The organism is Nonomuraea maheshkhaliensis, from assembly GCF_039529435.1.
Taxonomy (GTDB): Bacteria; Actinomycetota; Actinomycetes; order Streptosporangiales; family Streptosporangiaceae; genus Nonomuraea; species Nonomuraea maheshkhaliensis.
Genome location: NZ_BAAAMU010000021.1, coordinates 59,284 through 84,781, shown reverse-complemented (window position 1 = coordinate 84,781; position 25,498 = coordinate 59,284). Strand labels below are relative to the sequence as shown.

The 25,498-nt window shown below is 72.5% G+C and carries 26 protein-coding genes and 1 pseudogene; 12 read left to right on the top strand and 15 right to left on the bottom strand.

Features of this window, described 5'->3' with window-relative positions; all coding sequences use genetic code 11:
* Nucleotides 1-6: 6 nt before the first annotated feature.
* The 3 genes from ABFX54_RS16930 to ABFX54_RS16920 all read right to left on the bottom strand — a co-directional run bounded on the left by ABFX54_RS16930 (nt 7) and on the right by ABFX54_RS16920 (nt 3,029).
* A complete protein-coding gene (locus ABFX54_RS16930) occupies nt 7-540 on the bottom strand; it encodes a carbohydrate ABC transporter permease (RefSeq protein WP_346105836.1) in 534 nt (177 codons plus the stop codon).
* Nucleotide 541: 1 nt separating this feature from the next.
* Nucleotides 542-1,867, bottom strand: coding sequence for a carbohydrate ABC transporter substrate-binding protein (locus ABFX54_RS16925; protein WP_346105834.1), 1,326 nt, complete (start codon nt 1,865-1,867; stop codon nt 542-544).
* A gap of 139 nt (nt 1,868-2,006) precedes the next feature.
* Nucleotides 2,007-3,029, bottom strand: coding sequence for a LacI family DNA-binding transcriptional regulator (locus tag ABFX54_RS16920; protein ID WP_346105832.1), 1,023 nt, complete (start codon nt 3,027-3,029; stop codon nt 2,007-2,009).
* A gap of 81 nt (nt 3,030-3,110) precedes the next feature.
* Between ABFX54_RS16920 and ABFX54_RS16915 the strand changes: the two genes are divergently transcribed.
* Nucleotides 3,111-5,069 (top strand): glycoside hydrolase family 35 protein, encoded by a 1,959-nt coding sequence (locus ABFX54_RS16915; protein ID WP_346105831.1) that lies wholly within the window; start codon nt 3,111-3,113, stop codon nt 5,067-5,069.
* A 183-nt stretch (nt 5,070-5,252) separates the two neighbouring features.
* Nucleotides 5,253-5,993, top strand: coding sequence for a class I SAM-dependent methyltransferase (locus ABFX54_RS16910; RefSeq protein ID WP_346105829.1), 741 nt, complete (start codon nt 5,253-5,255; stop codon nt 5,991-5,993).
* On the opposite strand, the gene ABFX54_RS16905 is transcribed toward ABFX54_RS16910, so the two are convergent.
* Nucleotides 5,972-6,886 (bottom strand): LysR family transcriptional regulator, encoded by a 915-nt coding sequence (locus tag ABFX54_RS16905; protein ID WP_346105828.1) that lies wholly within the window; start codon nt 6,884-6,886, stop codon nt 5,972-5,974. The genes ABFX54_RS16910 and ABFX54_RS16905 overlap by 22 nt on opposite strands.
* A gap of 131 nt (nt 6,887-7,017) precedes the next feature.
* Between ABFX54_RS16905 and ABFX54_RS16900 the strand changes: the two genes are divergently transcribed.
* Nucleotides 7,018-8,469 carry a GNAT family N-acetyltransferase gene (locus tag ABFX54_RS16900; protein WP_346105827.1) on the top strand — a complete coding sequence of 484 codons (1,452 nt, stop codon included), beginning with the start codon at nt 7,018-7,020 and terminating at the stop codon, nt 8,467-8,469.
* Between the two features lie 278 nt (nt 8,470-8,747).
* Complete coding sequence (locus ABFX54_RS16895) at nt 8,748-9,089, top strand: histone-like nucleoid-structuring protein Lsr2 (protein WP_106238642.1); 342 nt, start codon at nt 8,748-8,750, stop codon at nt 9,087-9,089.
* Nucleotides 9,090-9,368: 279 nt separating this feature from the next.
* Here ABFX54_RS16895 and ABFX54_RS16890 read toward each other — a convergent pair whose 3' ends face one another.
* From ABFX54_RS16890 to ABFX54_RS16870, 5 genes are read right to left on the bottom strand one after another with little or no spacing between them, the layout of a single operon-like run.
* Nucleotides 9,369-11,735, bottom strand: a complete 2,367-nt coding sequence (locus ABFX54_RS16890; RefSeq protein WP_346105826.1) for a penicillin acylase family protein — start codon at nt 11,733-11,735, stop codon at nt 9,369-9,371.
* A 10-nt stretch (nt 11,736-11,745) separates the two neighbouring features.
* Nucleotides 11,746-14,061, bottom strand: a complete 2,316-nt coding sequence (locus tag ABFX54_RS16885; RefSeq protein WP_346105824.1) for an FtsX-like permease family protein — start codon at nt 14,059-14,061, stop codon at nt 11,746-11,748.
* Complete coding sequence (locus tag ABFX54_RS16880) at nt 14,058-14,738, bottom strand: ABC transporter ATP-binding protein (RefSeq protein ID WP_346105822.1); 681 nt, start codon at nt 14,736-14,738, stop codon at nt 14,058-14,060. The genes ABFX54_RS16885 and ABFX54_RS16880 overlap by 4 nt, the downstream gene beginning before the upstream one ends.
* Nucleotides 14,735-15,262: a PadR family transcriptional regulator gene (locus tag ABFX54_RS16875; RefSeq protein ID WP_346105821.1), complete on the bottom strand. Its 528-nt coding sequence runs from the start codon at nt 15,260-15,262 to the stop codon at nt 14,735-14,737. The genes ABFX54_RS16880 and ABFX54_RS16875 overlap by 4 nt, the downstream gene beginning before the upstream one ends.
* 57 nt (nt 15,263-15,319) lie before the next feature.
* Entirely contained in the window at nt 15,320-15,961 is a 642-nt protein-coding gene (locus tag ABFX54_RS16870; protein WP_346105820.1) for a GNAT family N-acetyltransferase, read from the bottom strand.
* A 104-nt stretch (nt 15,962-16,065) separates the two neighbouring features.
* On the opposite strand from ABFX54_RS16870, the gene ABFX54_RS16865 reads away from it, so the two are divergent.
* Nucleotides 16,066-16,527, top strand: coding sequence for a MarR family winged helix-turn-helix transcriptional regulator (locus tag ABFX54_RS16865; protein ID WP_346105819.1), 462 nt, complete (start codon nt 16,066-16,068; stop codon nt 16,525-16,527).
* An 18-nt stretch (nt 16,528-16,545) separates the two neighbouring features.
* On the opposite strand, the gene ABFX54_RS16860 is transcribed toward ABFX54_RS16865, so the two are convergent.
* Nucleotides 16,546-16,941, bottom strand: coding sequence for a MarR family winged helix-turn-helix transcriptional regulator (locus ABFX54_RS16860; protein ID WP_346105818.1), 396 nt, complete (start codon nt 16,939-16,941; stop codon nt 16,546-16,548).
* 206 nt (nt 16,942-17,147) lie between these two features.
* Between ABFX54_RS16860 and ABFX54_RS16855 the strand changes: the two genes are divergently transcribed.
* Nucleotides 17,148-17,534, top strand: a complete 387-nt coding sequence (locus ABFX54_RS16855; protein WP_346105816.1) for an MreC domain-containing protein — start codon at nt 17,148-17,150, stop codon at nt 17,532-17,534.
* An 84-nt stretch (nt 17,535-17,618) separates the two neighbouring features.
* Here ABFX54_RS16855 and ABFX54_RS16850 read toward each other — a convergent pair whose 3' ends face one another.
* From ABFX54_RS16850 to ABFX54_RS16840, 3 genes are all read right to left on the bottom strand, one after another.
* The gene (locus ABFX54_RS16850) at nt 17,619-18,284 is read right to left on the bottom strand and encodes a TetR/AcrR family transcriptional regulator (RefSeq protein ID WP_346105814.1); all 666 of its coding nucleotides are present in this window, start codon (nt 18,282-18,284) and stop codon (nt 17,619-17,621) included.
* A 279-nt stretch (nt 18,285-18,563) separates the two neighbouring features.
* Nucleotides 18,564-19,001: a DUF4440 domain-containing protein gene (locus ABFX54_RS16845; protein ID WP_346105813.1), complete on the bottom strand. Its 438-nt coding sequence runs from the start codon at nt 18,999-19,001 to the stop codon at nt 18,564-18,566.
* A gap of 58 nt (nt 19,002-19,059) precedes the next feature.
* Nucleotides 19,060-19,755: a helix-turn-helix transcriptional regulator gene (locus ABFX54_RS16840; protein WP_346105811.1), complete on the bottom strand. Its 696-nt coding sequence runs from the start codon at nt 19,753-19,755 to the stop codon at nt 19,060-19,062.
* Nucleotides 19,756-19,875: 120 nt separating this feature from the next.
* Between ABFX54_RS16840 and ABFX54_RS16835 the strand changes: the two genes are divergently transcribed.
* The 5 genes from ABFX54_RS16835 (at nt 19,876) to ABFX54_RS16815 (ending at nt 22,228) form a co-directional block, all read left to right on the top strand.
* Nucleotides 19,876-20,385 (top strand): DUF2231 domain-containing protein, encoded by a 510-nt coding sequence (locus tag ABFX54_RS16835; protein ID WP_346105809.1) that lies wholly within the window; start codon nt 19,876-19,878, stop codon nt 20,383-20,385.
* Nucleotides 20,386-20,401: 16 nt separating this feature from the next.
* Nucleotides 20,402-20,893, top strand: a complete 492-nt coding sequence (locus ABFX54_RS16830; RefSeq protein ID WP_346105807.1) for a hypothetical protein — start codon at nt 20,402-20,404, stop codon at nt 20,891-20,893.
* 24 nt (nt 20,894-20,917) lie between these two features.
* Entirely contained in the window at nt 20,918-21,283 is a 366-nt protein-coding gene (locus ABFX54_RS16825) for an ArsC/Spx/MgsR family protein (RefSeq protein WP_346105805.1), read from the top strand.
* Nucleotides 21,284-21,444: 161 nt separating this feature from the next.
* Nucleotides 21,445-21,939 carry a hypothetical protein gene (locus tag ABFX54_RS16820; protein WP_346105803.1) on the top strand — a complete coding sequence of 165 codons (495 nt, stop codon included), beginning with the start codon at nt 21,445-21,447 and terminating at the stop codon, nt 21,937-21,939.
* A gap of 13 nt (nt 21,940-21,952) precedes the next feature.
* Entirely contained in the window at nt 21,953-22,228 is a 276-nt protein-coding gene (locus ABFX54_RS16815) for a hypothetical protein (RefSeq protein ID WP_346105801.1), read from the top strand.
* 40 nt (nt 22,229-22,268) lie between these two features.
* Here the strand turns inward: ABFX54_RS16815 and ABFX54_RS56950 are convergent.
* Nucleotides 22,269-22,382: pseudogene (locus tag ABFX54_RS56950) on the bottom strand (hypothetical protein); the annotation flags it as partial.
* 92 nt (nt 22,383-22,474) lie between these two features.
* On the opposite strand from ABFX54_RS56950, the gene ABFX54_RS16810 reads away from it, so the two are divergent.
* Nucleotides 22,475-23,968, top strand: coding sequence for a protein kinase domain-containing protein (locus ABFX54_RS16810; protein WP_346105799.1), 1,494 nt, complete (start codon nt 22,475-22,477; stop codon nt 23,966-23,968).
* Nucleotides 23,969-23,977: 9 nt separating this feature from the next.
* Here the strand turns inward: ABFX54_RS16810 and ABFX54_RS16805 are convergent, their stop codons facing one another.
* A complete protein-coding gene (locus ABFX54_RS16805) occupies nt 23,978-25,486 on the bottom strand; it encodes an ABC transporter substrate-binding protein (RefSeq protein ID WP_346105797.1) in 1,509 nt (502 codons plus the stop codon).
* Nucleotides 25,487-25,498 lie beyond the last annotated feature (12 nt).

Here is a 25,498-nt window from a genome sequence, read left to right as displayed (position 1 = left end):
CACCATCTAGTAGCCGAGCGACTGCCAGACCATGGCGATGGCCAGCGACCAGAGCACGATGTCCTGGTCGCCGAGCCAGACCTGCCGCAGGCCGTCCAGCGACAACAGCCGCAGGGTGCCGTTGATCAGGCCGTTCTCCTGGTCGAAGAGGGCCGAGAAGATCGCCGCGATCACGACCACGGACAGCACGCTCGGGACGTAGAGGACGAACCGGTAGAAAGTCCGGCCCCGCAGCCGCTGCCGCGTCATGATCGCCGCCAGGAACAGGCCCAGGCCCATCGTCACGACGGTCACGACGACCAGCAGCGCCACGGTGTTCTGGAACGCCCGCACGAACTGGGTGTCGTCGAGCAGGCGGACGAAGTTGTCGAGCCCCACGAAGCGCATGTCCGGGGAGAAGCCGCTCCACGTGTAGAACGACATCCGGAACACGTTCACGGTCGGGACGATCATGAACAGCACGAACAGCACGAGCGCGGGCAGGAGGCAGGCGAGCACGAACAGGCCGCTGCCCCGCCTGCGAACCGCGGGACCGGCCACCTCAGTTACCCGCCTGGCGCAGCTTCTCGCTGGCGTCGTTCAGCGCGGCCTGCCACTGCTCCTGAGTCTTGTCGCCGCTGATGATGCTGTTGGCGGTGTCGAAGAGCGTGCCCTTGATGTCGACGCCCTCGACGGGCGCGGTGCCGGCGAAGCCGCCGACGAGCGCGGAGACCGAGGGGTCCTCGTAGACCTTGTAGAACTCGGCGTTCTCCCCGGACAGGCTGTTCACGATGCCGTCGATCGGCTGGATCGCGTTCGACTTGGCGAAGATCGCGGCCGCCGCGTCGGAGTAGAGGTAGGCGACGAACTCCTTGGCCGCGTCCTTGTTCTTGGCCGCGGCGGGCACCCAGACCGACTCGACCGAGGTGGTGATGTAGCGCTTGCCGCCCTCGGTGACCGCCGGCAGCGGCGTCAGGCCCCAGGCGAAGCCGTCGGCGCGCGGGGCGTCGGCCATCTCGCCGACGATCCAGGTGCCGTTCGGCATGAACAGGGCCTTGTCGTCCAGGATGGACTGCTGGTTCTTGGTGAAGTCCTGCTCGTTGGCGTAGCCGACCGTGGTCGGCGCGGCGTACTTCAGCAGCCGGGTGGTGAGGTCGAGCACCTGCTTGGCCTGCGGCGTCTGCCACACGCCCTGCTTGTACGTCATGACGTCGGTGTAGAACTGCTCCCCGCCGACGTCGGCCAGCAGCGCGAAGAAGTAGGAGTCGAGGTAGCCCGCGGTCGGGTAGGTGAACAGCGAGATCTTGTCCTTCTTGGCCGTCTCGCCGAGCGCGAACATCTCGTCCCAGGTGGCCGGGACCTTCCAGCCCTTCTTCTCGAACAGGCCCTTGTTGTAGAACAGGCCGGTCGGCGCGTAGTACATCGGCATCGTGTACGTCTTGCCGTCGCCGTACGGGTTGGTGTTGAGGTTGCCCACGATGCCGTCGATCAGCTTGTCGCCGACGGTCTTGTCCTCGCCCGGCACCTTCGCCTGGAGCACGGGCGTGAGGTCTTCGAGCGCCTTGTCCTTGATCAGGGTCTCGGTGAGCGCGGCCTTGCGGCCCTGGCCCAGCACCACCACGTCGGGGAAGCGCCCGGCCTTCATGTTCGGCGAGATCTCGTCCTCGATGCTCTTCGAGATCTGCAGTTGCACGTCCACGTTCGGGTGGGCGCTCTCATAGGCCTGGATGACCTGGGCGTACATGTCGCGGCCGTAGCCGCCTTCGAGGGCGGCGACGTCGAGGGTCGTCTTGCCGCCGGCGTCCGAGCCGTCCCCCTCGGCCGCGCAGCCGGTGAGCAGTCCGAGCGTCGCGACCGCGGCGGTCGCGAGGACGAGTGATCTCCTCATGGTTCTGGGATCCTTCCGTGGGCACTCAGCCCACCTGACTGGGGACGGAGGAACGAGTCCGGAGCCGGACGTTGTTACAGTGGCATCGATAACATGGATGGCGCAAGTGGCACTTCCGCAAGTGCCGCTCACCCGGGGGTCAGGAGGCGCGCGGCGGCGCCGTGGACGCGCGTACGGACAGGGTGGCCGTGACCAGGGATTCCTCCGACTCCGCCCCGTCCTCGCGCAGCAGCAGGGCGACGGCCGCCTCGCCGGAACGGTAGAAGTCCTGCCGCACGGTGGTCAGCGGCGGCGAGCAGTAGGCGGCCAGCTCGATGTCGTCCACGCTGACGATGGACACGTCCTCCGGCACGCTCCTGCCGCGCTCGCGCAGGGCGCGGATCACGCCGAAGGCCATCTCGTCGCTGGCGGCGAAGACGGCGGTCACGTCGGGGATCATCGCCAGCACCTGCCCCTGCCGGTAGCCGGAGTCGGGCGACCAGTCGCCCTCCAGCGGGGGCGGCGCCGTGACGCCGGCCGCGGCCAGGCACTCCTGCCAGCCCTGGCGCCGCTGGCGGGCCTCGATCCACTCGTCGGGGCCCGCGACGTGCCACACCTGGCGGTGGCCCAGGTCGAGCAGGTGCTGGGTGGCCAGGCGGCCCGCCTCCTTCTGGTCGATCCCGAGCACCCTGGCGCTGGCCGTACGTGAGCCGTCGAGCGTGACCGTGGGGATGTCGCGGGTGATGTCCTCCATCTTCTGGGTCACGGAGATGAGCGGCACGGCGATGACGATGCCGTCGACGCCCTGGTCGGCCAGCTTGGACAGGGAGCGCTCCATCAGGCCGGTGTCGAGCCTGGCGATGGTCGCGATGCTCACCGCGTAGCCCGCCTCGCCCGCGGCCGCCTCGACGCCGGCGGTGACCGCCGAGCGCGAGTAGTAGCCGCCGGACTGCAGCAGCACGAGCCCGATCGTGTGGCTGCGGCCGGAGGACAGCACCCTCGCGGCGTTGTTGAAGCGGTAGCCCAGCTGCTCCACGGCGGCCAGCACGCGTTTCCTGGTCTCCGGGTTGACGTTGGGGGAATCGCGCAGGGCGCGCGAGACCGTCTGCGCCGACACCCCGGCGGTCCTGGCCACGTCAGCCATGCTGGGCTGCCTCGTCGGCCGCTCGGTGGCTTTGGTCACGGCGCTCCTCTCTCGCGGCTTCATCAAGGGGATCCTACCGCGCTTGTTACATATGGCATCGATAACATAGGGTCTCCCCTCGTGATCGAGCTCCCTGCGACGCGAAACCCCACGACCTCCGCGGCACCTACGGGCTCCGCGGCACCCACGGCCTCCGCGGCGTTCACGGCGTCTGAGGCGTCTGCCGGAACGGCGACGAGCGCGCTCACCTGGTCCGGAGGCCGCCTGCGCCGGCACGGCGTGCCCCACCGCATCCTGTCCGGAGGGTTGCACTACTTCCGCGTCCACCCCGAGCTCTGGCGGGACCGCATCCGCCGCCTGGCCGACCTCGGGCTCAACACGATCGACACCTACGTCGCGTGGAACTTCCACCAGCCCCGCGAGGACGAGGCGCCCCGCTTCGACGGCTGGCGTGACGTCGAACGGTTCATCCGCCTGGTGGGGGAGGAGGGGCTCGACGTCGTCGTGCGGCCGGGGCCGTACATCTGCGCCGAATGGTCGAACGGCGGCCTGCCGAGCTGGCTCACCGCCCGCGACGTCGCCCTGCGCAGCTCCGACCCCGCGTTCACCGCCGCCGTCGGCCGCTGGTTCGACGAGCTGATCCCGCGCCTGGCCGCCCTCCAGGCCGGCGCGGGCGGGCCGATCGTGGCGGTGCAGGTCGAGAACGAGTTCGGCAGCTACGGCGACGACCAGGCGTACCTGCGCTGGAACCGCGAGGCGCTGACCTCGCGCGGCATCGGGGAGCTGCTGTTCACCGCCGACGGCCCGACCGAGCTGATGCTGGACGGCGGCACCCTGCCCGGCACCCTGGCCGCCGTCACCCTGGGCTCCAAACCCGCCGCCGCCCGGCGGCTGCAGGCGGCGCGGCGGCCGGACGAGCCGTTCGTCGTCGCCGAGTTCTGGAACGGCTGGTTCGACCACTGGGGCGAACAGCATCACGTGCGCGGGGTGGACAGCGCCGTGCGCACGCTCGAAGGGATCATCGCCGACGGCGGCAGCGTGAGCGTCTACATGGCCCACGGCGGCACCAACTTCGGGCTCTGGGCCGGCGCCAACGAGCACGAGGGCCGGCTGCAGCCCACCGTGACCAGCTACGACTCCGACGCGCCGGTGGCCGAGGACGGCAGTCTCACGCCCAAGTTCCACGCCATGCGCGCGGCCCTCGGCGCCCGGGGGCCGCTGCGGGTGCCCGAACGGTTGCCGGTGCTGCCGCCGGCGCGGGTGCCGCTCGTCCGCCGCGCCGGACTGCTGCCCGGCCTGCTCGCCCTGCCCGCGCCCGCCACGGTCGAGCCGCGACCGGCCTCGTTCGAACGGCTCGGACTCGACGCCGGAATGGTCCTGCACACCGCGCACCCGCGCATCCCCGAAGGCGAGCACCGGCTCACGCTCACCGACGTGCGCGACCGGGCCATGGTCTTCTGCGACGGCGCGTTCCTGGGCGTGGCCGGTCCCGGCCTGCCGGAGCTGTCCGTACGCGGGAGCGGGGCCGTCGTACGGCTGGAGGTCCTGGCCGAGAGCCTCGGCCGGGTGAACTACGGGCCCGGTCTCGGCCGGCACAAGGGGCTGCTCGGGCCGGTGCTCGTCGACCGGCGGATCGTGCAGGGCTGGGAGAGCAGGCCGATCGCCCTCCAGGAGTGGACCACCACCGACCTCGCCACCGCGACCTCAGCCGGTAGCGTCAGTGCGACAGGCTCCGACGCCGCGACCATCGCCGGCGATTCTGCGGTTGTCGGGGAATTCGCAGGCGGCGCGCCGGTCGGCGCCGGGTTCTCCGAGGCGATCGTGCGCGTCGAGACGCCCGCCGACACCTTCCTCGCCCTGCCGGGATCGGGCCGCGGGCTGGTCTGGGTCAACGGGTTCCTGCTCGGCCGTTACTGGGACATCGGCCCCCAGGTCACGCTGTACTGCCCCGCGCCGCTGCTGCGCGAAGGGGACAACGTCGTGACCGTGCTCGAACTCGAACGGCCCGGCGACGTCCTCGAACTGCGCGATCGGGCGGAGCTCGGGCCGCCTGAGGAGTACGTCGAAGAGTTCGGCTGAGCCCACGACTGTCCACGGCGGTCCGCCCGCCGTCAGACGCCCGCCCGCCGTCAGCCGCCCGCCGTCAGCCGCCCGCCGTCAGCCGCCCGCCCCCGCCTGCTCTCCGTACGCCGTCCACCCCGGCCAGCGCCCGGCCGGAGAAATTCGGTGGACATCGCGCACCCGGATGACCATGGTGAGCGGATGCGACAGCAGGAGATCTGGAACGACGACGTCGCCAAGGGCTACGACACGCCGGGCACCGGCATGTTCGCGCCAGAGGTGCTCGGCCCCGCCGTGGACCGCCTGGCCGAGCTCGCGGAGGGCGGGCGAGCGCTGGAGTTCGCCATCGGCACAGGACGGGTGGCAGTGCCGCTGGCCGAGCGCGGCGTGCCCGTCACCGGCGTCGAACTGGCGCCCGCGATGATCGCGCAACTGCGGACCAAGGTGGGCGAGGCCGTCATCCCCGTGGTCGAGGGCGACATGGCGACCGTCGTGGTGCCGGGCGACTACACGCTCGTCTACCTCGTCTACAACACGATCTCCAACCTGCTCACCCAGGCCGAACAGGTCGAGTGCTTCCGCAACGCCGCCCGTCATCTCGCGCCGGGCGGACGCTTCGTGATCGAGCTCTGGGTGCCCGACCTGCGCAAGCTGCCCCCTGGCCAGCAGGCGGTCGTGTTCGCGTCCGAGCCGGGGTACATCGGCCTCGACACCGTCGACGTGCTGCGCCAGCATGTCGTCTCCCACCACTTCAGGTTCGACGACAGCGGGCGGGCCGAGCTCTTCCGCAGCCCGCACCGCTACATCTGGCCGGCCGAGCTCGACCTCATGGCTCAACTGGCCGGGTTCGAGCTGGAGAGCAGGCACGCCGACTGGACCGGCGCCGAGTTCACCGCCGAGTCACGCTCCCACGTCTCCGTCTATCGCCTGCCCACCACCTGAGCCTCGGGGTGGGCGCCGAGCAGGTCGAGCACGGCGGCGACGGCCGGCGTCACGGTGCGGACCAGCGCGTACGTGGTCCGGGTGATCTCGACCGTGGAGATCGGCCGGAGCACCACGCCGTCAGGCACGCCGACCACGGAGGCGACCAGTTCGGGCGCCAGTCCGACGCCCAGGCCCTCGCGCACCATGCGCAGGACCAGCGCGTAGTCGTCGGCGGTGTGGATGACGTCCGGATGGAAGCCCGCCATGGCACAGGCCCGCCCGAGCAGCACATGGTCGGTGGTGCCCCGAGATCCCGCGATCCACGGGTCACCGCGCAGCGTGCCCAGATCCACCGCGCCCAGGTCCGCTGCGGCCGGATGGGTCGCGGGGAGGGCGAGCAGGATCGGCTCGGCGCCCACGAACCAGCGGGAGATCCCCGGCGGCAGGTCCTCGGGGATCAGGTTGTAGGTGAAGGAGATCCCGAGGTCGCAGGCGCCACGGCGGAGCGCCTCGACGGTCTCGCGGGGTTCGAGCTCGGACAGGATGACCCGCAGGCCCGGATGGCGGGTCCTGGCCACGGCCATCGCGGGCAGCAGGCGGTGCACGGCGGCCGTGGCGAAACACGCCACGCGGACGGGTCCGCGCGGAGTCGTGGCCGAGCGGAGATCCTCCTCCGCCGCGTCCAGGGCGTTGAGGACGATGTGCGCGTGCCGTACGAGACGCCGTCCTTCCGCCGTGAGCCGGACCCGGCGCCCGGAACGCTCGAACAGCGGCACCCCGGCCTCGCGTTCGAGCGTGGCCAGTTGCTGGGAGACGGCCGAGGAGGTCATTCCGCAGACCTCGCCCACGGCCGTCATCGTGCCGTGCTCGGCGAACTCGCGTAGCAGGCGGAGTCTGGTGGGATCCAACATCAAGCGATCCTTATAGATCGGCTCACGATTACTAAGTGGACGTTGCCGATTCGACCACGCGAGACTGTCGCCGCACCACCCGAAATCAGCACCCGGGGTCATCATCGGAGATCGAGGCGAGGAGAAACGTGATGCGAACTGTCGTCGAGGTGCCCCAGTGGCAAGGCTCGCTCTCGCCCACGGCGCCGAGGCTGGTCGAAGGCGCGGCCCGGCTGGCGGCGATGGTCCCGGCCGACGCGCACGTCCGGGTCGAGACGGGCGCCACCCTGGCCGAGACCGCCGCGAGAGTCCGGCGCGCGCTGCCCGCCGCGGGCTTCACCGTCACGGTCGGCGGCGACTGCGGCGTCGAGCTGGAACCGGTCGCCGCCGCGCTGCGCCGACACGGCGACCGGCTGCACGTCGTGTGGTTCGACGCCCACGGCGACCTGAACTCGCCGGAGTCCTCCCCGTCGGGCGCCTTCCACGGCATGATCGTCCGTACGCTGCTGGGGGAGGGCCCGCCGGACCTGGTTCCCTCGCCCACGCTGCGCCCCGACCGGCTCGCCCTCGTGGGAACGCGGGCGCTGGACCCGGCCGAGGCCGACTACATCCGGCTGGCGGACATCGGCGGCCCGGCCAGAGTCGCCGACGACGCGCTCGTCTACGTCCACGTCGATCTCGACGTCCTCGACGGCTTCGCCTCCGTCGGCTATCCCGAACCCGACGGCCTGAGCCCTGAGGCCCTGATCGCGGCCGTCGCCGACCTGGCCGCCCGGCACGAGATCGTCGGGCTCGGCATCACCGAGTACGCCCCCTCGGACCCCGCCGACGAGGACCTGCTCAAGTGGATGGTGCCCGAGCTGGTCCGGCTGTGCGCGGGCTCGCGGGCCCGGCAGATCGAGCGGCGCGCCGTCGCGGCCTGGCCCGCAGGGCACGCGGAGGAACGTGACGGCTGGCTCCTGCGCCACACGCCCGGCGTCCACCGCAAGCGCTCCAACTCGGCGCTCCCGCTCGTGACCGCGTCCCCGCCCCTCGCCGCGGTGGAGACCTTCTACGCCGACCGCTGTCTGCCCGCGATCGTCCAGGTCAGCCCGGCGGAACAGCACACGGAGCTGGACGCGGCCCTGGCCGCCCGCGGATATGCCAAGACCGGCGAGACGCTCGTCATGACCGCGGACGCCGAGACCGTCCTGACCGCCGCCGCCAAGAACGGGGACAGCGGGGTCGAGCGGGTCTTCGATCGGGATCGCTGGGCCGCGTTGTTCGAGGCCGTGACCGGTGACGCCGGCAGCATGCCGGTCATCGGGCGCATCGAGCCCGAGACGGTGCTGCTGGTCGCCGGCAACGGGGCCGGTCTGGGGCTGGCGGTCATGGACGACGGGTGGACGGGCGTGTTCTGCATGGCCACCCATCCAGGCCGCCGGCGCGAGGGCGTGGCCAGGGCCGTCATGGCGGAGCTCGCCCGGTGGTCGCAGGAGCGGGGCGCGCCCTGCCTCTATCTCCAGGTCGAGGAGGACAACCACCCGGCCCGCGCGCTCTACGAAGGGCTCGGCTTCACGACGTCGCACCGCTACCATTACCGCCGCGAGCACCCTCGCGAGTAGAGCCGCGACTGCCGATACGACTGCGGGCACGACTACCGGCACGAGTACGGGCGCGGGGCTGACGGAGACGGCGGCCGGAACGGTCTTTGAATTGCCCTTCAACACGGTGATGTCATGCCGGACCCGTACAGACGCGGACGCCTTTGGGCAAGTGCCTTTCATGCCCGAACGCCGCGGCGCACTCGTGCCTTTTTACCGCGAAGGCGCCCCCGAGAGGTGCGTGATCTGCTGAAGGTGGCTACAGTACGTGCAACCGTGACGTAAATTGGAGCACCCTTATGGCGAAGCGTATTGTTGAGTCCTTTCTCGATGACATCGACGGCAGTGATGCCGAAGGCACCACAAGGTTCTCCCTCGACGGCACCAACTACGAGATCGACCTGTCCGGATCCAACCGGGAGAAGCTGGAGCGGGCCCTGGCCCCCTTCATCACCAAGGCGCGTGCCGTCCGCGCCGACAGGGGCGCGCGCGGCCGCCGTGCGGGCGCCGTCTCCTCCAGGGCCGTCAGCAGGGAGAAGTCGACCGAGATCAGGCGGTGGGCCAAGGCGCAGGGGCTGCCGGTGAGCGAGCGCGGCCGGATCGCCTCCACGGTCGTGGAGCAGTACGAGGCGGCCCACTGAGCGAGCGTCCGGGGTCCCGCCCCGCGCACCGCGTTCAACCGGCCGCCCCGATTCGGTCGCGTTGATTCGGCCGGGACCCCGCCCGCGGGCCACGAGTTTCGGCTGACTTCCTTTCTTCGCCATTAGCCGCGGGCCTCGGCGACGCCTTGCCGGGAGCCCCTCACGCCATTCGGCGTCCCCTTAACTACGCGGTTAATCGCGAATTGGCGGATGGCCGGCGTTCATCCGCGAGATCGCGACCTTGAACGTCGTGCCTTCACTCGCCGCCGGGCGCTTCTCTCACCCCCGCACGGTGGTGACGCGCAGCCGCGGATCCGCCTTGATCTCGGCCTCGGTGAAACGTTCCGTCACCCACCCGTCGCGCGCGAACAGGGCCGTCTGGTCGGTGTGGTGCGGCGAGGACGGGTTCGCGGACAACGAGTAGGTGAGGATCGTGCGCGTCCTCGGACCGTCAGGGGTGAGCTCGACGGCCATCATGAAGCTGGAGCCAGTGTCCACGTCCGGATAGCGCCCGCCGGCGAGCCTGCCGCGCATGCGTACCCGGTCGAAGCAGCCCTCGCCCTCGGTGCAGCCGGGGATCGGGTTCGCGCCGTAACGCTGGGCCTGACCCGGGGTGAGGGTGAGCGGCATGCCGCCGTCCTCGAACGACTTCACCGCCTCGGCCAGGGCCTGCCGCACCTCGGGGGCGTCCCGCTTGAGCCCGCGCGGCGTGGTGAGCGGATGATCGGGATCGAACGGCACCCGCCACCAGCGCCACACGGGTTCACCCGGCTTCGCCGGGCGCTCCATCCCGGTGTAGAACTCGCGCCACAGGATCGCCCCTTCGCCGTCCAGGGTGGCGCGCCCGTCCCAGGCCGTCAGCGTCCGGCAGGCCGCGCGCACGTCGACCCGCTCGCCGGCGGCCGTGCTCATCACGGGATGGGCCCGGCACAGTGCCGCCAGGTCCTGACGCAGCAGCTCGAACGTGTGGTTGCGCTTCGAGCGGACGGTGGCGCTCAAAGTGTCCAGGGTGAAGCCGCGCGGGCCGAGCCCGTCGGAGCCCGACAGCCGCCGGGCGATCATGTCCAGGCTCACCCGGGGCCGCGGCTCGACGTCGGTGCGGACCTTGCCCCACACCTCGTCGTAACCGGTCAGCGGCACCGACGGGTTCGTCATCCAGGGGGTGTTGTTGCTGTTGGCGACGTAGTCGGCCCTGGTCAGCCGGGGCTGGCTGCCCGGCCCGAAGATGCCGGGCACGACGGCGTCGCCGTCGTTGCCCCACAGGCACGCCGAGGTGGTGCCGTCCAGCACGTACGCCTCCAGCGACGGGTCGGGCGATGGCACGACGCAGCGGCGCGCCATGGCGTCGGTCACGTGGGGGACGACCGAGGCGTCGGCGAACGTGGTCGTGCCGGCGACGTCGGTGGCCAGCGTGTAGACGAACGGCAGCCCCTGGTAGGTGTCCTGGGCGGCACGCAGCTCCTTGAGGTCGCGCGCCTTGGCCATCGCCAGCCACGTGTCCGCCGAGCGCAGGTTGGCGGCGTTGACGTCGGCCAGCGCGTAGGCGTACTCGTCGCTCCGACCGGCGGCCAGCACCGGGCCGTAACGGGAGGTGGGGAGGGTACGGGTGACGATGCCGCCGTCGTTCAGCCGCACCTCGACCTCCTGACGCCCCATCGGCTCGGTCTTTCCGTCCACCAGGTAGCCGCCGCGCCCGCCGGCCAGCTTCAGCCGGTAGACGCTGAAGCGGTGGGCGTGGGAGACGGTGTGCGCCCAGGCGACGTGCGCGTTGTGGCCGATCTGGACGACCGGGGTGCCGTACAGGCTGGCGCCCGCCACGTCGAGCACGCCGGGGATGGTGAGCTGCACCTGGTAGAAGCGGCGGATGCCGTTCCACGGGAAGTGCGGGTCGGCCAGCAGCATGCCGTGGCCGTCTCGCGTGGCCTGGCGACCCAGCGCCCAGGCATTGCTGCCGGGGGCCGGCCCGTCCGGCTCGGCCTCTCCGTCTCCGGCGACGGCCTCCTTGAGGCCGGAGCCGCCGGCCAGGCGGTTGAGGTCGAGGAGGTTGTGCCAGACGTCGGTGGCGGTGATGGGACGCACCCACGCCCGGCCCCGGCAGGTGGGGTCGGGCAGGTTCGCCACCCCGGTGTCCCGCAGGTACTTGTTGTAGCCGGCGGCGTAACCGGCCACGAGCCGGCGCATGTCGTCGGTGGGGCCGACCGGCGCCGGCCTGGCCAGCAGCCTCGGTACGACGCCCGAGTCGGCGACGCTCTTGAAGTAGATGTCGCTGGTGAGGTTCGCCACCGGGCGGACCGGGTCGTCCGACTCCGCCTCGGGGCCGAAGAACTGCGAGCGCTCGCCCCGCAGCGTCGTCACCCACGAGGCCAGGACGCACAGGTTGTCCTGGGCGAACGCGTAGCCGTAGCCGAAGCCGAGCCCGCCGTGGTCCTTGGCGGAGATGTGCGGGATGCCGTACTCGGTGCGCCGGATCTCGGCCGCGTAGCTCCCGTCGGCCGGCCGGTCCTGCTCCGCGATGGCGGGCCGGCCCTGGTCCCCGGTAGCGGGCCCGTCAGGGGCCGAGGCGGCCGGCGTACCCGGGACCGCCACCGTGACGGTCGTGACCAAGGCCAGGGCCGCCAGAGCGGCCGGCCAGGATCTGAGCTTCATGGGGGCTCTCCTATTCGAAACGCGCGTTGTCGGGCGCGGTCATGTGCCGCAGCAACGGCAGCGCCATGAGGATGACCAGCAGCGACGCGGCCAGTCCCGCGCCGGCGGTGGCGAAGTAGACGGGGCCGGGCAGCGCCGGCGAGGCGCTCTTCATCGCGAGCCCGTCGATCAGCGGGCCCGCCACGCCGAAACCGGCCGCGGCGGCGACGGCGGCGGCCAGGACCAGCGGCAGCGCCGACTCCAGCAGCACCACCGAGGCCAGGGTGCGGGCGGGCGTGCCCGCCAGTCGCAGCAGGGTGAACGGCTGCCTGCGCTCCATCAGCCCGCCGCCGACCGCCACGACGAGACTGCACCCGCCGGTCAGCAGGGTCAGCGCGACCATGCCCAGCGCGATGTTCTCGACCTGGGTGAACAGCGTCGCCCTGGTCTGGGCGACCTCGGCGAAGGTCATCGGCGCGTCGGCGCCGTACCGCGCCAGCAACGTCCGCACCCGCTCCAAGGTCGCCGCGTCGTCCGCTATGTCCACTCCGTCCGCTCCGTCCGCGTCGGTACGTCCGGCGTCCGTCCCCGCGCCGCCCGCCTCGGCGCCGTGCCCGGTGCCGGAGGGGGCGGCGTCGAGGCGGACCAGGACGGCCGCGAGGCTGAGGCCGGTGGTGGTGGAGACGGACCGGCTGGAGGGGCCGGAGAGGGGCAGGATCCGGTCGATGGTGAGCGGGTTGTCGAGCCCCATCACCCGCTCGAAGTTGCCCATGACGGCCCGCGCGCCCGCCGGGCACGTCCCGAGCACGGGAAAGCGGGCCAGCTCCGCGCACTCGACGGCCGTCGTCGGCGGCGGCCCTTCGGGGCTGATCACGTGGTTCTCGGCCGGCTCCGCCAGCGCGTAGACGGGCAGCACGCCGACCCCCGGGGACGGGGGCAGCCGGTCGAGCAGCTCGGCCCCCTCGCGCGGCGGCAGTCCGCCGAGACCCAGCGGGGCACGCAGCACGCCGGTCAGCGCCCCGCCCGCCACGGCCTGCTGCCCGGAGACGATGGCCGGCACGATGCCCGAGATCGCCGTGCCCAGGAAGACCGCCAGCACGAGCCCGCTCACCGAGCGGAAGGCGCCCCGAGGATCGGCCGCCAGCCGCTGCGAGGCGAGCAGCGTGGCCGCGCCCCTGGTCACGCGGGCCGCGAGCCGCGCCCCCAGCATCGTCAGCCATGGACCGGCCAGCACCAGCCCGGCCATGACCAGCGCGAGCGCCGCCACGGCCACCCCTTCGTCGAGCTTGTGACCGTCGCCACGGAACACCGGCCCGGCGAACAGCCCGAGCCCGGCCAGCAGCGGGATCACCCGCCAGACCCGAGGCGGCCGGGGCGCGGCCTTCTTGACGGTGCCGAGCGGCGAGACCCGTACCCGGCGCAGCGACCACAGAGCGCTGCACCCGGCCAGGAGCGGCACGCAGACGAGCACGGCCGCGTACTGCCAGGTCGCGGGGGCCACCAGGTCGGGGAAGAAGCGGGCGCCGGTGACGCGCACGTCCGCCACGGCCGGGCGTACCAGCGGGAACAGCGCGACACCGAGCAGCGCGCCCAGGAACGCGCCGATCGCCGCGTCCACCGCGGCGATCACGCTGATCTGGCGGGACGTGGCGCCGACGAGCCGGATCGCGGCGAAGCGCGCCTCGCGGCGGGCGGCGGCCAGCCGGGTGGCGGCGCCGACGAGCACGAGCAGCGGCACGAACAGCCCGACGGCCGCGACGGCGAAACCGAACCGGTAGATGTCGCCGAAGTCGTCGTAGCCGGTGCCGGTCTCCACCGTGTCCACCTGCCGCGTCCCCGCGATGGCGGCGACCTCCAGCGGCGTGCGTCCCACCACGACGGTCAGCTCGTCGGGGCCCGACAGGGCGGCCCGGCCGACGGTGCCCGCGAGCGTGCCGGGGAAGCGGTCGCCCAGCTGCTCGGGCGGCACCGAGGCCAGCAGCCTGGCCAAGGTGGGGGAGGCGTAGTACTGGCCGGGGGCGGGCATGCGCGCCAGACCGGGCACGACCGGCGCGCGCGGCCCGAGCGCGGCGGCGTCCAGGCGCTTGATGCTCTGACCGGCGTAGTAGTCCTCGCGGTAGTTCCACAGCGCGCCGTCGGCGGTGGCGTCGAGGACCCACCCGCTGGGGGCGGTGCCGGTGGCGCACTCCCAGCAGGGGCGGGCGGAGGTGGCCTGGAAGGCGTTGAAGAGCGAGAGCGTGACCAGCAGCACGGTGACGCCGGCCGCCACCCCCGCCACGATCAGCGCGAGCCTGGCCGCCGCCTCCCCGCCGCCGCGCAGCGACAGGCGCAGGCCAAGAGCGATCATCGTACGGCCTGATCGGCGAAGGGGTCGGTGACCTGGCCGTCGCGGACGATGACCTCCCGGTCGGCGAAGGCGGCCACGCGGGCGTCGTGGGTCACCACGATCACCGTCGTGCCCTCCTCGCGGGCCAGGCCGACCAGCAGCTCCATGACGTGCTCGCCGGTGAGCGAGTCGAGCGCGCCGGTCGGCTCGTCGGCGAACAGCACCCGGGGCCCGAGCACCAGCGCGCGGGCGATGGCCACCCGCTGCGCCTGGCCGCCGGACAGCTGCCCGGTACGCCGGCCGCCCAGCTCCGCCAGCCCCAGCCGCTCCAGCCAGCCGGCCGCCCGCGCGTAGGCTTCCCGGCGCCTGACCCGGCCGAGCAGCAGCGGCAGGGCGACGTTGTCGGCCACGGTCAGCTCGGGCACCAGCTGCCCGAACTGGAAGACGAACCCGAACGCGGTGCGCCGCAGCTTCGTGCGCCTGGCGTCGCTCATCGTGTCCAGGCGCCGCCCGCCGAACCACACCTCGCCGCTGTCGGGGGTGAAGATCCCGGCCAGGCAGTGCAGCAGCGTCGACTTGCCCGAGCCGCTCGGCCCCATGACGGCCAGGATCTCCCCGGCCTCCACGGCCAGGTCGGCCTCGCGCAGCGCCGGGGTGTTCCCGTACGAGCGGCTGAGCTTGCGCGCTTCGATGATCATGACTCGCGCACCATGGCGGCCAGGGCCCCGAGCCGCGCCTGGGTGACGTCGATCCAGCGCAGGTCGGCCTCCAGGTGGAACATGCCGTGGTCGGCGAGCAGCGCGTCGGTCAGCGAGCCGGTGCGCTTGATCTGGGTGAACTCCCGCATGCGCCGCAGGTGCGTGGCCCGCTGCAGGTCGAGGTAGGCCGCCGCGTCGCGCCCGAGCATGAGCGCCAGCACGACCTTCGTGAACAGCACCGTCTGCAGGTACGGCTCGGCCGCGACCGGCTCCGACAGCCACTCCTCGACCTCCCGCCGGCCGACAGGGGTGATCGCGTAGCGCTTGCGGTCGGGCCCGTCGCCCGGCTCGCTCAGGCCCGCCGTGACCTTGCCGTCCCTGGCCAGCCGGCCGAGCGTGGAGTACACCTGCCCGAACGGCAGCGCCTTGCCCTGGCCGAAGTAGGTGTCGTAGTCGCGCTTGAGGTCGTAACCGTGGCTGGGCTCGCGCTCCAGCAGGCCGAGCAGCGCAAGGGGAACGCTCATGGGCCCGGACTATACACCAGGGTTATACACTCCGTGTATACGTACGATCGGGAGCGGTCAGGAGGCGAAGTCGATCCGCATGACCACCCGCCGCGCCGTCGGATGAGTGATCTCCGCGAACCCGGCCTCCTCGAACACCTGCCGCGCCCCCACGTGCAGCTCGCCCCAGGTGATCTCCTTGCCCGCCCGGGTGATCATCGGATACGCCTCCAGCGCCCGCGCGCCGCGTTCGCGGGCGAAGCCGACCGTGGCCCGCACGAGGGGATAGGTGAGCCCGCGCCCCCGGTAGGCCCTGCGGACCACGAGGCAGGTCACCGCCCACACGTCGTCGTCGTCGCGGTCCTCGTTCCGGCCGGCCCACGGGATGCGGGAGGTGCGCAGCTTCACGTACGCCGTGCGCGGCTCGACCGCCACCCAGCCCGCGGGCTCCCCGTCCACGTAGGCCACCAGGCCGCTGGTCACCGGCGCGTCCGGCTCGTCGCAGGCGGTCTGGGCGCGCAGCATCGCGGCCCGCTCCTCCAGCGTGGTGTCCCGCCAGAACCAGCCGGCCACCTTGAACCGCTGGCAGCGGCAGCGGCGGGCGTCGTTGGCGTCGAAGATCGCGTCCAGGTCCTCCCAGGACGCCTCGTTCGCCGGGACGACGGTGAGCCGCCCGGCCTCGATCGGCCCCTGGTCGTGTGTTGCGAGATGCTGGGTCATCCCCGCATGTTAGGGGCCGTTCCGGACGTTCCGCGTCCGGTATGCCGGCCTCGGGCGGGGGCGTCCCTGTGTAGGCTGGCGGCGAGGAGGGATCAAGACCGGCCATGGACGAGTCCACCCACCGCATCGAGTACGAGACCATGCTGCTCGGGCGGCACCGCTACCTGTCCGCGCCACGTCTTCACCCCGACGGCGGACATCTCGACCGCAGCGCGTACATCGTGCTCAGCCGCCTGGAGCTCGACGGCCCGATGTCGATCGGCCAGCTCAGCGAGGCGTTCCGGCTCGACCCCTCGACGCTCAACCGGCAGACCTCCGCGATGACCCGGGCCGGGCTGGTCGAGCGCATCCCCGACCCGGAAGGCGGCATCGCGCGCAAGTTCCGCGTCACCGCGGAGGGCGAGCACCGCCTCAGGGCCGAGCGCCTGCAGAACATCCAGGGGCTGGAGAAGGTGCTGGAGGGCTGGAGCGAGGAGGACACCGCGGCCTTCGCGGGCTACCTGCGCCGCTTCAACTCCGACATCGAACGGCTCGAAGGCCGCCCCTGGCCCCGTCCCGCTCGCTGATCATTCAGGTGGAGCAGGTCAGGCGGGTGGCGGGCGCTGGGCTGAGAGGCGCTCCATCCCGGCGTTGAACCGCCGCAGGCAGGCGGCGAAAGCGGCCGTGTCCTCCTCGCTCCAGCCCGCGAGGACGCGTTCCAGCCCGCGCACGTTCCGGCTCCGCTCCTCGTCCAGGCGGCGCCGCCCCTCCTCGGTGAGGCGGAACTTGCGCGCGATGCCGCCCTCGGGGTCGGGGATGCGCTCCACCAGCCCGGCGCAGAGCATGGCCGCGCTCTGCCGGTGGACGGTCGACGAGGCCACCCTGAACGCCTCGCTGAGCTGCCCGATCGACATCGGGCCGTCGAGCTCCAGGCGGCTGAGCACAATGTACGCGCTGCGGTCGAGGTGCCGGTCGTCGCCGCCGGCGCTGGGCTGCCTCATGTCGCGGTGCCACCGCTGCACCCGCCACTCCGCAACCTCCCGCCGCGGGGCCGGTCCCAGAGCCGATCGCCGGGCGTTGTGCCGGTGCTGGTGCGAATGCCGATGCGATTGCCGATGCCGGTGCAGGTTCCGATGCCGATGCGGGTGCGGGCGCCGGTGTCAGGGCCTCGCATCCCGCCCCTGCCGCCGACCTGCGCGGGGAGCCGGTGCGACGCTCGTCCGCCGAGGTGACCCAGCCGTTCGCCCCCGGGTGGCTCGGCCCATGTCGATCGTGCACGCGGAACTGGGGCCTTGGGGGGGACGCGTTCCGGTCGCGTGAGGAGCGGGCCGTCCCGGACGGGGCCGGCCGTCCGGAGCCGTCGCCCGCGTACCAGCCGCAGGATCGGGCGACGGCGGACGAGCTGGCCGAGCTGCGCTGGCTGCGCAGGGAGAACGCCGAGCTGCGCCGGGTGAACCTGGAGCTGCGCGGCGACTGCGCGGCCGTACGCGACGAGAACGCCGAGATCCGCGCGGAGAACACGCAGTTGCGCCGGGAGCTGGACGTGCTCATGGAGAGCGTGTCCGCCTGGGTGAAGAACCTGGCCGATCGCTGATGAAGCCGCCGGGCCGATAGGTCAGGGGTCTCGGTCCCGTCCGGAGGCCGGCGGCCGGGCTCAGGCCGTGGCTCAGGCCGTGGGTCAGCGGTGCCGGTCGAGGCCGGTGGCGAGTTCGGCGATGGCCTCGTCGATCTGCCGGCCCAGCACGGCCATCGACGGCGTCGGCTCGGGGCCGGGCCCCGGCAGCAGCCACCGATCCAGGACGACCCGGAGGGCTGACAGCACCGCCGCCGCGCACACCGCCGGATAGACCGGGCCGTCCCCCGGGCCCCGCCCATGGGGAAGGCCGAGGCGGTCGGCTATCGCGGTGGCGAGAGCCTGTTCCTGGGCGGCGAGCACGGCCAGTTTCTGCGGCACCAGCGACGGCGCCCTCCTGATCAGCCGCATCGCCTCGATGTAGTCGCGGCCGGCCGCGTCGCTGCGGTTCATGACGGTGAGCACCGCCTCGCGGAACGCCTGGAGCACCGACTCGGTGAGCGGCCGGGCCCGGAACTCGGCGATGAGCGCCTCCGCCCCGGACGACAGCGAGGCCACCACCGCCTCCTCCTTGCTGGAGAAGTAGTTGAAGAAGGTGCGCAGCGCGATGTCGGCCTCGTAGGCGATCTGCTCGACCGTGACGTTCTCGACGCCGTGCCGCAGCGACAGGCGCAACGCGGCTTCGCGCAACGCGGCCCGCGTGGCCTGTTTCTTACGCTCACGGCGCCCGACGACCGGCTCAGCGGTCGCGATCGGCGCAGGATGGCTCACCCGTTCTCCTCTCCCGTCGCGGTCGGCCGGTCCCTCATTATGGGGCTTCGGCCGGCCACGCCAGGGCGGCTTCGGGTGGCCGCTACGGGTGGGCCCGCCTCAGGCGATGAGCCCGTACTCGATGGCCGTGGCCGCGGTGGCCGCGACCTGGGCGATCACCAGGGCGACCAGTGCGACGGCGAGCAGGATGACGAACCTGACGGCAGCGCGCATGGGAGCTCCCCCTTCTGATGGGTTCGCCCCCGATGATGCGATCCCGGCCCGCCCCCGTCCAGACCCTCACGCCTTGATCGTGGTGCCCTGCGCGGAGACGAGGTGCCAGAGGCCGGGGGAGGCGGCGGCGTACACATGGGTGTACCGGCTCGCGGCGCTGAACGGGGTGCCGTCGGGGTTGGTGAAGTTCATCCCGGTACGCCCGACGACAATCCCCACATCCCCGACCACCCGCACGACCGCCTCCCCGGGGAACGACTCGATCCTCGGGAACTCCAGGGCCCCGGACGCGAGCAGGCCGATGACCGTCTCCTTGTCGGCGACGGCGCCGTCCTCGACGCTCACGAGGAGGAAGTCGTCCGACAGCAGCTCCTTCAGCCGGCCGGCGTCACCGCTCGTCAGAGCGTCGAAGAAGCTCTGGTCGTGGTCGAGGAGGATGTCGCGGAGAGTGTTGTGCGGCGTGCCCTCGGAAGTGCCGCCGGAAGTGTCGTGGTCGGGAGTCATGGGCGTCCGTTCGTCGAGGCCGGGAGACCGAGGGTAGACGTTGACGCCGGTGTCAAGGTCAAGCGGGCGGTGTCCTGGGAGCGAGTGCGACGCAGCAGCCGTCGGGTCTGGGCGCGAGGGTGGCGTCGAGCGTGGTGGCGCCGAGGCCGTCGAGGAGGCCGGAGACGAAGGCGTGGTTGATGGCGCAGACGAGGTCGGGGTCGTCGGCCGCCATCGGGTGGAACGGGCAGTTGCGCAGGGTCATCCGCGTGGGGGCGTCGCGGGCCGGCTCGAAGCCGTGGCGTTCGAGCAGGTCGGCGACGTAGGTGAGGGCCCGTTCCGGGCCGAGCCGACCCGGCCTGAGCCGGTCGCGGTCGGCCGCGCCCAGTGACCGCCCGTGGGAGGCGGCCGAGCGCAGTGCCGCCTCGGTGCCGCTCTCGCCGGGGGCCTGGTGGCGTACGGCGCGCAGCAGGATGCCGGCCAGCAGGCCGTGCTCGCGCGGTGGGATGCTGATCTGCAGGCTCGTCTCGGCCGGTGCGTACACCTTGGGCGTGCGGCCCGCACGGCGCAGGCCGGCCGGGCGGGCGTAGGAGACGGAGAGCAGGCCGACGGCGACGAGCTTGTCGAGGTGGAAGGCGGCGAGCTTGCGCGAGATGCCCGCGTCGCGGGCCGCCTCGTCGCGGGTCACGGGGGCGGGCGAGCGGCGGACGTGGTCGTAGAGGCGGCGCCGCAGGTCGTCGCCGAGCACCGCGACGGCTTCGAGCGCTGAGCTCATGTGGTGAGAGTAACACCCATGACAGTGGGTCAAATGTCGAAGACAGCCTCCTCTAACTGCTTAGCCATAGACCCGCGGGCCGAATAAAGCCAAAACTTGTTGGCAAATAGGAGGTGGGCCGTGACGAGTCCACTGCATCGCGCCAAGCGCCCGGCGACCGCTCTCGCCGGCCCGTACGGGCACCCGTTCCATCCGATCCTGGTCACCGTGCCCATCGGTGCCTGGGTGACGAGCCTGATCTTCGACCTCGCCTCGTACGTCGTGCCCGACCCGGCCTTCCTGGTCAGGGGCTCGCTCTGGCTGATCGCGACCGGTGTGCTCGGGGCGCTGGGGGCGGCCCTGCTCGGGTTCCTCGACTTCCTCGGCATCGAACGGGGGACCGCCGCGTACCGCACGGGGATCGTGCACATGTGCCTCAACCTGACGGTCACCGCCGCGTACGGCCTGGCCTGGGCCTGGCGCGCCACCGGCGACGCCGCGGCCGAGCCGGTCGCCGCCGGGCAGGTGGCCCTGTCGGCCGTCAGCCTGGCCGCCCTGGCGGTCTCGGGCTACCTGGGAGGCAAGCTCGCCTACCGCTACGGCGTCCGCGTCGCCGACGAGAAGACGCAGGCCGAGGGTTTCCACACCTGATCCGCGAAGGAGGATCATGGACATCGCCGCACTCATCACCTGGATCGTCACCGCGCTCGGCGGCTTCGCTCTGCTGGGCATCTGGATCTCCCGGGGCGGCCTGCGCCGCGAGGAGGGCGCCGGCACCCGGCTGCCCAGCCCGGTGGTCTTCGGGCATCTGCTGCTCGCCGCCGCCGGGCTGGTCGCCTGGATCCTCTACCTGGCGACCCGCTCGACCGGCCTCGCCTGGACGGCACTGATCATCCTGGTGCCGGTGGCCCTGCTCGGCTTCGTCATGCTGGCCCGCTGGATCCCGATCTACCGCGCCCCCGCCCCGGAGACCGCGGCCCCCACGACCGCCGCCTCCGAGACCACCGCCCCTGGGACTGCCCCCGGGGCCGTCCCCGGTGCCGCCGCCTCCGGAGCCGTCGCGCCGGCCGAGCGGCACTTCCCCGTCGCGGTCGTCGTCGGGCACGGACTGCTGGCCGTCGTCACGCTCGTGCTCGTCCTGCTCGCCGTCCTCTCCTGAGGCCGCCCGGTACGGTCGTGGGTCATGGAGATCTGGATCAATCCCGCCTGCTCGAAGTGCCGCTCCGCCCTGTCCGTCCTGGACGCCGAGGCCGCCGACTACACCGTGCGGCACTACCTGGAGGACCCGCCGGACGAGGCGGAGTTGCGCGAGGTCCTGGCCCGGCTCGGCCTCGAACCGTGGGACATCACCAGGACCGGTGAGGCGCGGGCGGCCGAACTGGGTGCGGACGCCTGGCCGCGCGACGCCGCCCACCGCGACCGGTGGATCGAGGCGCTGGCGAAGGACCCGATCCTGATCCAGCGCCCGATCATCACCGCCGACGACGGATCGGCGGTGGTCGCCCGCTCCGAGGAGGCGGTACGCCGTGCGCTCGGAACCGATGGCTGACGTGGGGTGACGGCGGTCGCCAGGACCGGCGAGGACCGGCGAGGACCGGCGAGGGCTGGTGACGGCCGGCGACGAGACGGCGTTCGGCGTGGCACCGGCCAGGACGGGAGCGCGTTCGTCACAATGGGGAGCACTGCGATCACGATGTGCGAGGAGGGCGGATGCGGTCCATCACGAGCGTGGCGGCGGCGCTCGCCCTCGCCGCCCCGCCGGCCGCCGTCCCCCTGACAGCCCCACCGGCCGCCGCCACCGCCACCGCCACCGCCACTTCCACCGACGACAACGACGACGAGCCGAAGTGGCGCAAGCTCACCTCCTTCCGCATCTCACCCGAGGCACCCCACCAGAACGACGTCCTCAGGGTCCTCCTGCACTGCCCCGTCGAGGCGAACCACGCGATCCTCGGCTCCACCGCGTTCATGCTCAAGGGCTCATGGCGCCGCTACCGCGAGGTGGGCGTGGGCCTGACGAGCCGGGGCTTCGGCCGGCGGGCCGTGATCATCTCCCGCTACGCGCCCCCGGGCGACCACGTGGTGCGGATGAAGTGCGTCAAGGTGAGCATCCACAAGCCGAGCGGCCTGCGGAAGGTCAAGGTGCTCAGCCGGGCCGCGCTGCCGCTCACGGTGCGCCATTTCCACATCGGGCAGTACTTCTGACCGGCTACCAGTCGTGCACCGTGCCGTCCAGCAGCCGGTTGACCGGCAGGTACGCCTGCTCGTATGGATCGCGGCGGCCATGCCGACGGGGGAGATGTCCTCGGGCCCGTGCACGGCGCTCTTGATCTGGTACTGGGCGGCGAAGTCGAACAGCTTGCGCAGCGGCGTGGTGGTGTGGGAGCGCACCAGCCGCAGCCCCTCCTGGTTCTCGGCCGGCGTGCAGTCCTCCAGCCAGAACAGGTCGTACGGCTCCAAACCCGCCCCGGCCTGGCCGCCTGGATCGGGGTGAGCCGGTGGTGGGCGTCGTGCAGGAGAGGCAGCTCGCGCTCCGACGGGAGCTTGGCGCCCGGCGCGATGTCGCCCGAGCGGATGTCGTGCTCCAGCTGGCGCGCGATGCGCTCGGTCAGCAGGCCCCGGTAGGACGGTGACTGCTCGTGGCCCATCGGCGCTGGCGGGTCGGTGGGCAGGCGAAGAGAATACGGCAGCGCCCAAGAGGGCCAATTCGGGCGTTGATCAGTAAGATCACCCTGTTTCGATGATCCGGCGATCGGGAGCCTCGATGAGCGACCCCGGCGGCTTTGGCCCCCTCACGGCGGACGAGCGCGAGGTCATCGGCCCCTACCGGATCGCGGGCCGGATGGGCGCCGGCGGCATGGGCGTGGTCTACGCGGGCACCGCGCCCGACGGCGGCAGGGTCGCGGTCAAGGTGATCCATCCCGGGCTGGCCGCCGACCCCGACTTCCACGCCCGCTTCGTGCGCGAGGTGGACATGCTGTCCCGCGTAAGGGGCCGGTGCACGGTCTCGGTGCTCGCCGCCGACACCGCCGCGATGCCGCCGTGGCTGGCCACCGAGTACGTCCCAGGCCCCACCCTGAACGCTTTCGTCCGTGGTGACGGGCCGCTGACGTACGAGCGGCTGACCGACTTCGGCGTGGACATCGCCGAGGCGCTGACCGACATCCACCGGGCCGGCGTCGTGCACCGCGACCTGAAGCCCGGCAACGTGATCCTGTCCGCGTCCGGGGCGAAGGTGCTCGACTTCGGCATCGCGCGGGCCCTCGACGAGAGCGGGCTCACCGGCACCGGCGGCCTGATCGGCACGCCGGGGTGGATCAGCCCCGAGCAGTACCGGGGCGAGCAGGCCGACGCCGCCGCCGACGTCTTCGCGTGGGGCGCGCTGATGACGTACGCAGCCACGGGACAGCCGCCGTTCGGCACCGGGCCGCCCGAGGTGCTGGCCTACCGCGTCATGAGCGCCGATCCCGACGTGTCCGGGGTGCCCGCGCCGCTGCGCGCCCTGGTACGCGCCGCCCTGGCCAAGGACCGCGCGGCCCGGCCCGCCGCGCATGAGATCCTCGCCAGAATGGCCGCGATCAGGGCGGGCGCGGCCGACCCGGGCGGGGGCGGGAAGCGGATGACGGTGCCGCTGTGGCCGGTGGCGGCGGCCGCCACCGCGGTCGTGGTGGCCGGGGTGGTGATCGCGGTGAGCTCGTCCGGGGTGCTGGGCGCGCTCGTGCCGCCGAACCGGTCCTCTGGCAGCGCCGACGCCGCCGAGCAGACCTCCGAGAGCTCCGGCGAGACACCGTCCGACACCCCCGAGCCGTCTGACACACCTGAGCCGTCTGACACCCCGGAGCGGACGCCCGACGACACCTCCGAGCCGACCCCGACGCGTGCTGAGAAGACTCCTGAGGACAGCGAGACCCCGACCCCGAGCCGGGCCAGCCGCCGGCCCCCCATCCCGTGCGCGACCGCGTCCGCCGTGCTGAGCTACCTGAAGCGGATGAACCAGGGCAGCCTGCCCGACGACGCCCGCGTCACCGGCAAGAGGTGCTCGGGCCGGTGGGTGGCCGCCAGGATCGACTCGCCGAGCGTCGGCGGCGTGAAACTGATCGCGACCCAGGACACCGGCGGCTTCACCGGCGGCGAGTACGGCAGCAACGTCTGCTCGGTGACCGACCAGCCGTCCCTGCTCAGGAGCGCGCCCGCGACCATCCGCGGCTGGTTGTGCCCCAACGGCTTCAGCTAGGCGCGCCCCTCACCGGGCGGGCGCGTAGCCGTAGAGGGACGGCGCCGCCATGCCGTCCTGCGGGCTGATCGTCACCGTGCCGTCGGACACGTGCAGGTACGTCATCCGGAAGAAGGGCACGAACCAGCCGTCCTCGACCAGATGCCGGTTGAGCGCTTCGAGGTCGGCCTCGGCCGGCTTGTCCCTGAGCTTCGGCAGCAGCCGCCGCACCGTGGCGTCGGTGTAGCCGGCCGGGTTGAGCCGCCCAGGCAGCACCAGCTCACGCAGCACGGCCCAGTCGTCGGACGACTGGCGCAGCGTCATGACCAGCCCCGGGTACGCCTGCTCCAGCAGGATCCGCCGCTGGGCCGAGCCGTGGTCGAGCGGCTCCCACACCACCTCCACGCCGACCGCGCCCAGGTCGTTCCTGAGCAAGGAGGCCAGCGCGGGGCTCACCACGGACGGGTCGCGCGGCAGCCTGAGCGTGAACCCGTTCGCCAGCCCTGCCTCGGCCAGCAGTGCGCGCGCCCTGGCCCGGTTGAGCGCGTAGTAGGTGTCGAGCTCGGGCCGGTATCCGGCCGTGCCGGGCCCGAAGACCTGGCCGGTGACCTGGCCGCGGCCCTGCCGGAGCTTGCTCAGCAGGGTCGGGCGGTCCACGGCGTAGTTGAGCGCCCTGCGCACCCGTGGGTCCTTCAGCTCGGGCGCCACCGCGCCCGCGCGGTCGAACAGCATCAGGCCCTGAAGGTCGGCGACCTGCTCGACGGTGCTGAAGCTGGGGTCGTTCCTGACGGCGAGCTGCTGGGCCGGGTCGCGGAGCAGGGTGGCGTCGAACCGGCCGGCCGTGAGGCCGGTGACGATCGCGCTCTCGTCGGGGAGGTAGCTGAACGTGATCGTGTCGTAGGGGAGCCGCGCGCCCCAGTAGCCGGCCGCCCTGGTGAACACCCACGTGTAGCCGGCCACCGTCCTGGCCTGGTCCAGCTCGTACGGGCCAGTGCCGCTCGGCTCGATCCGCAGCCCCTCGCCGGGCAGCCCGGCGGGGGCGGCCACCAGGCCGGCCGGGCCGCCGAGCGAGTTGAGCAGCCCGGGGTCGGGCTCCGGAAGGACCAGCCTCACCCGCGTGGCGTCCACCACCTCGACCGCCTCGACCCGGGCCAGGGCGCCGGCCGCGGCGCCGTCGCCCCGCCGGAGGTGATCCAGGTTCGCCTTGACCGCGCTCGCGTCGAAGGGAGTGCCGTCGTCGAACCGCACGCCGGTGCGCAGGGTGAGCGTCAGCGTGGTCCGGGCGGCGTCGTAGGCCCATCCGGTGGCGAGCATGGGGCTGAGCGCGCCGTCCGGCTCGCGCTTGACCAGGGTGTCGTAGACCGCCTGGAAGTACGGCAGGGTTCCGGCGGTCGCGTCTTCGGTGTCGAAGCTCGTGAGCAGGGTCGTGGTGGCGATGTCGAGAGACGTGTCGGCAGGCGCCGCGCCGCCGTGGGCCGCGCAGCCCGCCAGCACCGTCGCCGCGGCCAGCAAGGCGAGCAACCGCGCGGGTGCGGGCATGACACTCACTCC